Origin of the sequence: Mycobacterium sp. DBP42, from assembly GCF_005924235.1 — a bacterium.
Classification (GTDB): domain Bacteria; phylum Actinomycetota; class Actinomycetes; order Mycobacteriales; family Mycobacteriaceae; genus Mycobacterium; species Mycobacterium syngnathidarum.
Genome location: NZ_VCMY01000051.1, coordinates 26,953 through 37,589 on the forward strand (window position 1 = coordinate 26,953; position 10,637 = coordinate 37,589).

Sequence of the window (10,637 nt, forward strand, 5' to 3'; positions counted from 1 at the left end):
CAGATACGGCGGCGGGTTACACGTCTCAGGCCGGCCGGCTCGGAGGAACCGGTGCGAACACCTCGATGGCGCCACTCACCTCGCGAACATCGAACTTCGGCAAGGGTTTTGGCGCGATCGGCAATTGATGGGTCAGGACGTGACCGTCCGTGGCGAACGACGTGGAATGGCACGGGCACCGTAGCCGGTCGTCCGGTCCGTCGAACCAGAGTCGGCAGCCCTGGTGCGTGCAGACACCCGAGATGCCCTGCACGTTCCCGTCGACCCTGCGCACGAACCCCACGACCGAGCCGAGGTCGAACGGATGCACCGCGCCCTCTGCCACGTCGGAGCTGTCGGCGACCTTCTGCCAGCTGCCGGCGGCCGGAACCAGCTCCTGGCTGGCGGTGTCCTGCTTCGCCGGCTCACCGCGGCCGCTCATCAACGCCCGGTCGACCGCCACTGCGGCGACTGCGGCACTGGCGGCCGCCGACGTCCCGACGATCACCTGACGACGGTTGGCGCGCAGCCAGGTGGGCGGCGGCGCGTCGTCGCCGTCGAACTGCGCGGCGAGTCGGCTCTGCAGGTCGGCGAGGAAATCCGGTCGTGGCTCGTCGGCGCCGGGCCGGGCGGCCTGCAGGTCGATCGCGGTACGCATCTGCGCCGCATCGAAGTCGTCGGGCTTGAACCCCGTCGGCTTACGCCCGCGCAGCAGATCGTCGAGGTATCGACGCAACCCGCGCGCGTTCATGGCTCGCCCTTCTCGTTGATCTGTGCCGCCAGCCGTAATGCCCGGTGTTGCAACACCTTTGCGTTGGCAACGCTGACACCGAGCTCCGCTGCGGACTCCTTGATGGACCTGGTCTGGAGAAATCGCAGCTCCAGTATGCGTCGATAGTTGTCCGGCAGAGCGTCCAACACCGCGGCGACACGATCCGGCGCGGTGCTGATGGACTCTTCCGCCTCCGGCGGCGCCTCGATATCGAGGTCGATGCAGGTGATCTCCCGCCCCATCGTCTCGCGCCAATGCGCGGCGAGCACGGTGCGTGCCGTGCTCCGCAGGTAGGACCGCACCTCGGCGGCACTGGCCGTCAACCGCAGCGGTCGCAGTGCGGCGAGAAAGACCTCGGCAGTGAGGTCCTCGGCATCGGCCTGGTTGCCGACCCGCGCATAGATCGTGCGGTACACCCACGTCGCGTTGTCCTGGTAGACGGACTCCCAGTCCGGATACCGGGAATCCGACGAGACGACACGCAATGACGGTCGGTGCACAGGATCACGCTGCGCTGACACATTAACCCCGTCTCATCGGTGCGGCCCGGCACACCCCAACGCCACTTCAATTTGTAAATAGCCACCAGGGTTACACGAGGCTGTCGACGTCAGATCAAGCTCGCAAGGGCGCAAACGCGAAGTCACGCAACCCCTCCCGCGGGTGGACCGATGCGGTGAATCCGAGTTCTCGGGCCGCACGTGCCGGATCGGCGACGATGTGCCGCACGTCGCCGTTGCGGTGCTGCCCGGTGACTACGGGTGGCTGCGCGCCGCGCGCCGCGCACAGCAGTCCGGCCACATCGCCGATGTCGATCGGGTGCCCGGAGCAAACATTGAACGCACCGAAACCACCGATGTCGGACTCCACCGCGGCGACGTTGGCCGCTGCGACATCGTCGACGTGGACGAAGTCGCGCATCTGTCCGCCGTCCTCGTAAATGTTTGGGATGGTGCCGTTTTCCAGCGCCGACCGGAAGATCGCCGCCACGCCGGAGTAGGGCGTGTCACGCGGCATGTGTGGGCCGTACACGTTGTGGTAGCGCAGCGCGATGACGGAGCCGCAGACCGCGTCGGCCCAAGCCAGCGCGTAGTGTTCCTGCGCGGTCTTGCTCGCTGCGTACAGACTGCGCGGTCGTAACGGCGAGTCTTCCCCAACCGTGCACCATTGGAGCTCTTCGCCGCCGATCGGGCACCGGTGCTCGAATACTCCGGCATCCAGGTCGGCGCGGCGGCGCGGCAACGGGTCGACCGGCCCATGCCGGCGACATTCGTAGCGGCCCTGCCCGTAGACCACCATCGATGACGCCAGGACCAGCCGCCGGCAGCCCGCGTCGTACATCTGCGCGAGCAGTACCGCGGTGCCGTAGTCATTGTTGCTGCCGTACGCCGGCGCGTCCGCCGCGTTGATGCCAGCCCCGACAACGGCGGCCTGGTGACACACGACATCAATGCCTTTGAGCAGAACCGACAGCGCGTCGGGATCACGCACATCGTTGATCCGGCATCCGTCGGGCGGGTGCGCACCCGAGCCGTGCGCAGCGTAGAGCATCGAGTCGATCGCCACGACATCGTGGCCGGCGGCGGCTAGCGCCGTCCAAACACGAGAACCGATGAATCCGGCTGCGCCGGTGAGCAACACTCTCATGACACCTCGAACGTTATGGTAGGTAGGCCAGTGGCGCCGTCGGGCGACGGCGGAGCTTCCTCTGATGTTTGAACCGCGCCGGTGTTATCGGTGGCGCGCGCGGTGATGGTGTGGGTGCCTTCGGAGGCTGCGTCCCACTGGTAGCTCCATAGCCGCCAGGTATCGTTCGAATAGCTGGCCCCGAGACGTGCTGGGCGCCAGTCGCCGTCGTCGATACGGACCTCGACCGCCCGGATTCCTCTGCCCTGCGCCCACGCGACCCCACCGAAAGTGGTGGGGCCCGAACGGATCCGCTGGCCGTTTCGCGGAATATCAATGCGTGACTGGGTTTTGATCGGGCCATGTGCCGACCAGCCGAGTCCAGTCCAGAACGCCTGAGCCTTGTCGAAGCGGGTCAATTCCAGTTCGACGACCCACTTGGTGGCCGAGACGTAGCCGTACAGCCCCGGAACCACGAGCCGTGCGGGGTAACCATGGTTGATCGGCAAGGGTTCGCCGTTCATCCCGACCGCCAGAAGTGAGTCTCGACCATCGGTGAGTGCCTCAACCGGCGTGCCCGCGGTGAACCCGTCGATGGAGGTCGATAGCACCATGTCCGCATCGGGGTGAATTCCGGCTGCCGCCAGCAGATCACGCACGCGGTAGCCGGTCCACATGGCCGTTGAGATGAGATCCCCGCCCACCGGGTTGGACACGCAGGTAAGCGTGACCGCCTTCTCCACAAGTGGGAATGCGCGCAAATCGTCGAACATGTAGATGATTTCGCGATTCACCATGCCATGGACGCGCAGTCGCCAATCAGCACGACTGAGCTGTGGTACCACCAGGGCGGTGTCGATCCGATAGAAATCAGTGGTGGGGGTGATGAATGTCGGTAGTGCTACGCCGGGCGGCTGCACCTCGGTCGGCACCAGCGGAGCCCGTACCGCGGCGCTCGGCGTGGCGGTGACGGCTCTTTCGCCGGCCACCGAGTGTGCCCGCCGCGATAGCAGGATTCCCGAACTCGCGCCGGCGGCGCCGAGCCCCAGAAGCCCGAGCGCGGTCAGCCACATCCGGCGACTCGTGTCGGTGTTGTCGACTGTTGACGTGGAGCCCCGGGTCGTCTGCCGGGTGGTCAACATCCGTAGCGCGATGACCGCGACGGCGACCCCGATCGCGGTGGGAATGAAGTCGACCGGTGTGGCCTCGGGGCGCAGTAATATCGCTGCGCACCCGAGTACACCACCGGCCGTGATCACGGCGCTTCCGACCGGTCGGCGTCGAGCTTCAGATATTCCCGCGAACGCCGCGATAGCAGCGACAGTCAGAATGACCGCCACCACTAGAAACAGTTTGTCCGCCGTACCGAATGTCTGGATCGCCCATTCTTTGACCGACCCGGGTGTCAATTCGATAATTTCGGCACCCACCGCAGTCACAGGGTCAGCCGCCGGCCCGAATAGTACGGCCAGGATTTCACTGATACCGAGTCCTGTTGCGGCACAGGCTATCCCGGTCAGCGGCCGCAGCAAACCGTTGTTCAGTGACACGATGTCACACTACCGCCGAAATCCCGCGTCAGATCTTACGAAGTGCTGACACGTAATCATGCCGGCACCTCAGAGCGGGTTACGACCCGAAAAGGCCACCACGCGCTCAGTGGGGCTGGCATCGGTCCCCACTTCAACCTCCGGGCCGAACATGCCTTGAGGTTGTAGCGCCGGAACCAGCTGAGATCCGACGGCCTCGGCCAGAGCCGCCTCGGAGACGTCGAATTCGACCGGTTGGTCGATGGCCACCGCGAGATCCCAGCTATGAATTAGTGTCGAATACGTGATGATGCCGATGGCTTGAGCGGCCGGCATCGACCCGAGCACGGTGGCGACGGGCATGTCCCAATCGGTCACCGTCGCCCACGCCTGCTGAGAACGTTTGATCGACCGCTCGACAACGGCGACCCAGTCCGAACCGAGGATGTCCGATCCGCTGAAGAGCTCCGCCTCGGTCGGGCCGCCCAAACCGTCAACGGCCGCGGCGAATGCATCAATCGAGGCGATCGTGTGGCTCAGCATCGACCGCACCGACCATCCGCTGCACGGGCTGGGACGGTCCAGATCCGACACTGCCAGCGTCGCTACCAACCCCGCCAAACGGCCGTCGGCCCGTCGCAACAGTTCTAACGATTCCATCGCACTTCCTCTCAGTTACTAACGGTTACTAAAATCAGTTGCCGTTAGTTTCTACCCCATCGGACGTAACGGTGTCAATACCGTGCTACCGTTATAGCGATGGGCGGCTGGTCAAGACTCGACAGCGCTCAAACTCTCGGTTTTCCGCTGGCAGACGAGCCGCTCGCGGTCGACTTGGCCGACACGATCATCACCTCCACGAGCCCTGCGACGGACCTGCTTTCCGACGAAACCAGATGCCGACTCTGGTGGGACCTGCAGCACGATCGCGTGCCGGACGGCGCACCAGCGCCCCCACTCGCGCCCACTGTCGAACTACGCCACGCCGTCCGCACGATCCTCGATGGACACCTGGCCGGCACATCACCGGACATCGCGGCCCTGGACCTGGTGAACGGGATTGCCGCCAGCGTGACGTGCACCCGCCAACTCGTGCACACGGAGACCGGATGGGCAACGACAACGACGTATCACCCGATCGGCGACCAGCGGCACCAACTGGCGCTCGCCGCCGCTGCGGACAGCCTGATCGACCTACTCTCCAGCCCCTCGCAGACACGCCTGCGGCGTTGCCAAAACCCCACGTGCAGTATGCTTTTCGTCGCTGCAGACGCGCGACGGAAGTTTTGCACCCAGAACATCTGCGCCAACCGCATGCGGGCGGCGCGCCATTATCGACGTCATCACCACAGCTAGCCTGCCGGCTGTCGTGTCCCGCATGCGATCGGCAGCCGTCAGGGCACCAGGACCACTTTCCCGATGGTCTGGCGCGAAGCGATGGCATGGAACGCTTCCTTGGCCTCCGCCAGCGGGTACGACGTGTCGGCGATGATCCTCACCCGTCCATGGCTGATCAGGTTGAGCAATTCGGGCACGAGCGGGCGCAGATCGTCCGGCCTGAGCGACGGGAAATTGAAACCAACCACAGTCTGATTGTTGTGAATGAGCTGGCGAACCTGTTCAGGCTGCAATGAGTCGTGCGCATTCTTGGCGCCGAACATTACGACGCGACCAAATGGGGCGAGCAGGGCAAAGCTCGCCTTGCCGGTCTCGCCGGAAGCCATCTCCATTACGACGTCAACGCCCCGACCGTCGGTGCGCTCCAGGACCTTCTTGCCCCAGCCTTGCTGGGTGTAGTCGATGGCCACGTCGGCACCGAGTTCGGTGACGAGGTCACGTTTTTCTGCCGTACTGGCCAACGCGATGACTTGTCCCACCCCCAAAGCCTTGGCGAGCTGGACCAGATACAGCCCGACACCGCCCGCGGCGGCCTGGATCAGCACAGTGTCAGAGGGTGTTGGTTTGGCGGCAAGTTTGAGCAGTGCCCACGCCGACAGCCCTTGCACAACAATGCTGGTGGCCTGGGCGAAGTCGATTCCTTCGGGAATTCGAAGCGCCGAATCTGCTCTTGCTGTGGCGAATTCAGCGTATCCACCGCTGAGCACCGGGGCGGCGATCGTGTCACCGACGGTCAAATCCTCGACGCCCGAGCCGAGTTCCACGACTTCGCCGGCGGCCTCGAACCCCAGCACTGCCGGCAGCGGTCGCTGCAACGGGTAGCGCCCGGTGGTCTGTTCCAGTTCGGCGTAGTTGATCCCCGCCGCGCGGACCTTGATCAATACTTCGCCGGGTGCCGGGCTGGGCTTGTCAACCTCCGATAATCGCAGGCTGTCGAAACCGTCCAAAGCGGTCAATTCGATAGCCTTCATAGGATGCCTCCGTCTGCTTCTGCCGCCGAGATCAAGCGAGCGATTTTCAGGTTGACGGTGACCGTTCAGCAGCCGTCCGGGCAGACGACGTCGACCAGCGCGGTGGGCGTGCCGCCGTCGAGTTTGCGCACACCGTTAACCGAACATGCCGTCAACGAGGCCGTCGGCGTCTGGTTGAGTTGCACGAGATATCCCTCGGCGCGCAGATCATTGATGACGCCATCGGCGGCGGCCGCGGAAGCCGCAGGCGCCTGTGCGAGCATGAGCACCGTGAACGCCGCCATTCCCAAACCAGCAAGTACCGTCTTCATCGCAACTCCTTGTCCGTTGTGAACCAATGAACGTCTAACATCGGCCGTCGGCGTCGACGTCGACGTCGACGGCACGCGAACCGGTCACTGCACCGTGTCGCCGATTTTCGCGTTGATGCCTCCAAAAGCACGGTAGTGCACAATCATTCGTCAAATTGTGACGGAACTATGACTACCTTCGCGGACGGGGTTCGCACCGTGCCTTCAGTCTGATTTCCCGCGGCGACCTGCATGTTGTGCCGCCTGCCGCGCGGCGGTCAGGATCTGGTCGACAGGAGCGATGTCCGCCGCTGTGGTACTGCGGTGGACGTACACAATGCGCGCATCGCTGTCGATGACGAAAGTGCCTCGCCCCTGCAGAATTTCCAACGAGGGCCGACTGATACGACTTCCGGAACGCAACACCCGAACAAGCCGTTTCGGGGCGAACGCTGCGTATCGACCGACGGAGAAGCGCTCAACTTCAGCGGCGCGTTCGAGTTCACGCTCGGGATCGCTGAGACAGTCGAGGGTGATGCCGCGCTGTGCGCATGAATCACATACCGTCTCGACGTCGTCGCGGTAAACGATGGCAACACGCGCGCCGATGGCGTCGAATTCGGCTTTCACGCTTTCAAGGTCGCGGGCGGCTTGCTGACAGAACGGACACCACAGCCGGTGAAACGCCAGGACAGCAGGACCGGTGCCGATCAGTTGCGCGATCGAGATAGGCCCTTCGCGGCCTTCGATGGCGATGTCGACAGGGAACCTGTCCCCCACATCAATACCCACGGTGTTCTCCTTCGGACGCGGCCCACACCGCACTAAAGCGGCAACACTCTGTACTGTACAGTACATTTATCGGATCGCTTGGTACGGTTGCTCGATGATCACCGCACCGTCGACGGACCGTGGCCGTGCGACGGTGACCCGCATCCTCGAGGCGGCATGCGTGCTGTTCGCCCGTCAAGGGGTGCGCGCGACGACTCTTGATCAGATCGGCAGCGCCGCTGGCGCCGGCCGCAGCCAGCTCTACCATTTCTTCGCCGACAAGGCGGACCTGGTGGCAGACGTCGTCGGTTTTCAGGTCGAACGTGTCCTGGCTTCTGTCGAGCCCTCGTTCGACACCGTCAGCACGGCCGACGATCTGCGCACATGGTGCGCGAACGCCGTCCGGGAGCACGCGTCCTCCATTGACCCCATCCGCTGCCCGATCGGCTCCCTGATCTACGAGCTCGATAGCACTGACCACGGCCTGGCACGCGCAGCGCTCAAGGCCGGGTTTGCCCGCTGGGAGCAAGCCATCGCCAACGCACTGGGACGCATTGCCGACCGTGGTGGACTGCGTCCCGAGGCCGACCCCACCCGTTCGGCCGCAGGCCTGCTCGCCGCCTATCAAGGCGGAATGCTCCTGGCAGACGTCCACAATGACGTCGCACCCCTGCGGCATGCGCTGGACACGGCACTGGCAGCGACCCTACAGCCGGCGCCACGACAAAGACCGTCGAGGACAACTGCGCGCACCCAACCGGACGCCACGCACTAATCTCGTCAGCCTACTGGCTGCGTGAGTCGCCTACGCGCCGGACCGCGGTGCCCGTGCCGACGCGGCCCATCCAGACTCCGGCGCTGCCGATGGAATTGCCGGTCGCCGAGACCCGCAGCATCGGAAGCTAATCCGATTCCGACGCTCCACATCGAGATCGATTACCCGCCACTCGATTACACAGCCGGCGATCGACATCGGCGCGACAACGCGCACTCGACGACACGCGCTTGAAGGGGGTGGTCGCCCAGTCGGCAGGATCGCCGACGCGTCGCCTAGGGAGATGTGGGTACGTGGTGAGTTGAGGATTACTGTATTCGTAATGTACTTGACGGTACAGTTTGGATACTCCATAGTGTACTAGTCAGTACAAATAACGATCGGAGCCCAACGTGCCCACTTTGCAAAATGGACAGCTGTTTCCGGAGCTGAAGTTATCGGCCGTCGGCGGCGGAACGCTGTCGCTGCCGGGCGATCTCGCTGGTTCCTACGGGATCGTCTTGATCTATCGAGGGTCCTGGTGCCCGTATTGCAACGCCCAGCTCGCCGCGTTCAGTCGGGCGCAGGGCGCGCTCGAGGAAGTCGATGCGCGGGTAGTCGCGCTATCGGTCGATGATGAGGCCACCACCGCTGCGCTGATCGAGAAGCGGCGGTTGGGTTTCCCGATCGGGCACAGCGCGGACGCCGCAGCCGTGTCCGCCGCCGTCGGGGCTTACACCAACTCGGACCCGGTCTATCTCGAGTCAACCGGATTCGTGCTCGCTCCTGATGGCACAGTGCTCACCGCTGTCTACTCCAGTGGCGCGATCGGTCGGCTGATGCCCGACGACGTGCTCGGACTTTTGGCCTATATCCAGTCCCACGGTTAACGGCGCTCCCGTGGACATATGCCCCCGCCTTCACGCGGTCTGCGGTGATTGACGACGCGGTGTTGTCACAGCGGCAGCGTGCAGGGCAGCGGCCAATTCCTGGCGATCGGGCAGCCCGTCGGTTGTCGGGTAGAGCCGGCACGCTATGGCAGGTTGTGGCCGCCTCGGGAGCCACGGGTCGATGCCGTCGATCAGGATGGTCGGCGATCCGCTGAACCCCAGCCGGAGGGCTTCGGCGGGGGTGTCGATCACCGAGGTGCGCACGGCAATGTGGCCCAGGCCGAGCTGGTCGAGCATTACCCGCACGAGGGCCTCCGTGAGAGTCCGATGCGGGCAACCGGCAATGACCAGCAGTTCTACCTGCGGCGCCGGTCTGGCATCTGTGTATGTCATGAAAAGTACTGCCTGCCTTTCGAATTCGTCTTCCAGACAGCGGTACGCATGAATGCGCTCACATCCCCGGCGGTGGAGGAGGCGGCGGGTAGCATGGGTCGTCCATCATCGCGCCAACAATCATCTCGCAACACTTCATCATCTCGATGGGATCCATTGAGGAATCAGCCCTTTCGACGTTCCGGGACTGGACGTGCTCCGGTCCCCCAACCCATCATGAACATTCTCCTGCGGTGGAAGGTCAAGGAGGACACGCACACCCATGCGCATCAGTGAAGTCGCCCACCTCAGCGGGGTCCCGGCAAGAACGCTGCGGTTCTACGAAACGCAGCGGCTGCTTGCGCCGCCTCAGCGCCTGGCCAACGGCTATCGCGACTACACGCCGGACGTCGTCGGCAGGTTGCGTTTCATCCGGTCGGCACAGGGCGCAGGGTTGACGCTGACCCACGTGCGTGACGTCCTCGACCTGCATGATCGAGGTCTCGCACCATGCGCTCGAGTCAACGAGCTCCTGGCGCAACGACTGGCCGCCGTGCAGGAACAGATCAGCGAACTGATCACGTTGCAGTTGACTCTCCAAACCCTGCTGGGGAGGGCTCGCAACGATGCGCCCGACACCGACGTCGATGTGTGCTGGATCCTCGAATCACGCGTGTGCGATGGCGCCGCGGTCGCGGGTTCATGAAATCGTCACCACTTGATCTCTGCGTGTGCTTTTAGGCTGGGACTCGTGAATATCGGTCGTAGGACAGTGACGGCAGCCATCGCCGGCCTGGTGCTTGTCGTCGCGGCATTCATGGTGCCGCGCATGCACCTCGACGGTGTTATCCCGTTGATCAACAGCACACCTGCGCAGATCCGCGCTTTCGCGCAGGCCGCTCCGATCTTCGGTTGGTGGAACGCGCACATCGGCTGGGGCACAGTGCCGGCGGTGCTGATCGCGCTGGCGGCAGTTCTGTGGGGACAGGCCGTGGCCGCGCGGCTGCCGTGGCGAGCGGTGCCCCTGACGGCGTGGGCTGTGTCGTGCGGCTGGGCGTTCGCACTGTCGATGGTCGACGGCTGGCAGGTCGGTTTCGCCGGACGCCTGACCGCCCCTAACGAATATCTGCGCCAGGTTCCCAGTGTCACCGACATTCCCGAGGCGCTGCGTACCTTCTCCTCCAGAATCCTTGACTTCCAGCCACACTCGTGGATCACCCACGTCTCCGGCCATCCACCGGCAGCGCTGTTGACGTTTGTGTGGCTGGATCGTGTGGGGCTGGGC

The 10,637-nt window shown here is 64.3% G+C and carries 13 protein-coding genes and 1 pseudogene; 5 read left to right on the forward strand and 9 right to left on the reverse strand.

Features of this window, described 5'->3' with window-relative positions:
• Nucleotides 1-25 precede the first annotated feature (25 nt).
• The 5 genes from E0T84_RS28130 to E0T84_RS28150 all read right to left on the reverse strand — a co-directional run bounded on the left by E0T84_RS28130 (nucleotide 26) and on the right by E0T84_RS28150 (nucleotide 4,566).
• On the reverse strand, nucleotides 26-730 hold the full coding sequence (locus tag E0T84_RS28130; RefSeq protein WP_138746114.1) for a Rieske (2Fe-2S) protein: 705 nt from the start codon (nucleotides 728-730) through the stop codon (nucleotides 26-28).
• Nucleotides 727-1,272 carry an RNA polymerase sigma factor gene (locus tag E0T84_RS28135; RefSeq protein ID WP_371726383.1) on the reverse strand — a complete coding sequence of 182 codons (546 nt, stop codon included), beginning with the start codon at nucleotides 1,270-1,272 and terminating at the stop codon, nucleotides 727-729. The genes E0T84_RS28130 and E0T84_RS28135 overlap by 4 nt, the downstream gene beginning before the upstream one ends.
• Before the next feature lie 94 nt (nucleotides 1,273-1,366).
• The gene (locus E0T84_RS28140; protein ID WP_016343869.1) at nucleotides 1,367-2,398 is read right to left on the reverse strand and encodes an NAD(P)-dependent oxidoreductase; all 1,032 of its coding nucleotides are present in this window, start codon (nucleotides 2,396-2,398) and stop codon (nucleotides 1,367-1,369) included.
• The gene (locus tag E0T84_RS28145) at nucleotides 2,395-3,927 is read right to left on the reverse strand and encodes a molybdopterin-dependent oxidoreductase (RefSeq protein WP_016343868.1); all 1,533 of its coding nucleotides are present in this window, start codon (nucleotides 3,925-3,927) and stop codon (nucleotides 2,395-2,397) included. The genes E0T84_RS28140 and E0T84_RS28145 overlap by 4 nt, the downstream gene beginning before the upstream one ends.
• 69 nt (nucleotides 3,928-3,996) lie before the next feature.
• The gene (locus tag E0T84_RS28150; RefSeq protein WP_016343867.1) at nucleotides 3,997-4,566 is read right to left on the reverse strand and encodes a TIGR03086 family metal-binding protein; all 570 of its coding nucleotides are present in this window, start codon (nucleotides 4,564-4,566) and stop codon (nucleotides 3,997-3,999) included.
• 99 nt (nucleotides 4,567-4,665) lie between these two features.
• Between E0T84_RS28150 and E0T84_RS28155 the strand changes: the two genes are divergently transcribed.
• Nucleotides 4,666-5,262, forward strand: a complete 597-nt coding sequence (locus E0T84_RS28155; RefSeq protein WP_029374070.1) for an ABATE domain-containing protein — start codon at nucleotides 4,666-4,668, stop codon at nucleotides 5,260-5,262.
• A gap of 38 nt (nucleotides 5,263-5,300) precedes the next feature.
• On the opposite strand, the gene E0T84_RS28160 is transcribed toward E0T84_RS28155, so the two are convergent.
• The 3 genes from E0T84_RS28160 to E0T84_RS28170 form a co-directional block, all read right to left on the reverse strand.
• The gene (locus E0T84_RS28160; RefSeq protein ID WP_138746116.1) at nucleotides 5,301-6,275 is read right to left on the reverse strand and encodes a zinc-binding dehydrogenase; all 975 of its coding nucleotides are present in this window, start codon (nucleotides 6,273-6,275) and stop codon (nucleotides 5,301-5,303) included.
• 65 nt (nucleotides 6,276-6,340) lie between these two features.
• Nucleotides 6,341-6,586: a hypothetical protein gene (locus tag E0T84_RS28165; protein ID WP_016343864.1), complete on the reverse strand. Its 246-nt coding sequence runs from the start codon at nucleotides 6,584-6,586 to the stop codon at nucleotides 6,341-6,343.
• A gap of 204 nt (nucleotides 6,587-6,790) precedes the next feature.
• Nucleotides 6,791-7,357: a redoxin domain-containing protein gene (locus E0T84_RS28170; RefSeq protein WP_016343863.1), complete on the reverse strand. Its 567-nt coding sequence runs from the start codon at nucleotides 7,355-7,357 to the stop codon at nucleotides 6,791-6,793.
• 94 nt (nucleotides 7,358-7,451) lie between these two features.
• Between E0T84_RS28170 and E0T84_RS28175 the strand changes: the two genes are divergently transcribed.
• On the forward strand, nucleotides 7,452-8,111 hold the full coding sequence (locus E0T84_RS28175) for a TetR/AcrR family transcriptional regulator (protein WP_016343862.1): 660 nt from the start codon (nucleotides 7,452-7,454) through the stop codon (nucleotides 8,109-8,111).
• 392 nt (nucleotides 8,112-8,503) lie between these two features.
• Nucleotides 8,504-8,980 (forward strand): redoxin domain-containing protein, encoded by a 477-nt coding sequence (locus tag E0T84_RS28180; RefSeq protein ID WP_016343861.1) that lies wholly within the window; start codon nucleotides 8,504-8,506, stop codon nucleotides 8,978-8,980.
• Nucleotides 8,981-9,010: 30 nt separating this feature from the next.
• On the opposite strand, the gene E0T84_RS28185 is transcribed toward E0T84_RS28180, so the two are convergent.
• A complete protein-coding gene (locus E0T84_RS28185) occupies nucleotides 9,011-9,373 on the reverse strand; it encodes a hypothetical protein (protein ID WP_016343860.1) in 363 nt (120 codons plus the stop codon).
• Between the two features lie 262 nt (nucleotides 9,374-9,635).
• Here E0T84_RS28185 and E0T84_RS28190 point away from each other — a divergent pair, with 262 nt between their 5' ends.
• Together E0T84_RS28190 and E0T84_RS28195 are read left to right on the forward strand one after the other, a co-directional pair.
• Entirely contained in the window at nucleotides 9,636-10,058 is a 423-nt protein-coding gene (locus E0T84_RS28190) for a heavy metal-responsive transcriptional regulator (protein WP_016343859.1), read from the forward strand.
• 45 nt (nucleotides 10,059-10,103) lie between these two features.
• Nucleotides 10,104-10,637: pseudogene (locus tag E0T84_RS28195) on the forward strand (hypothetical protein); the annotation flags it as partial.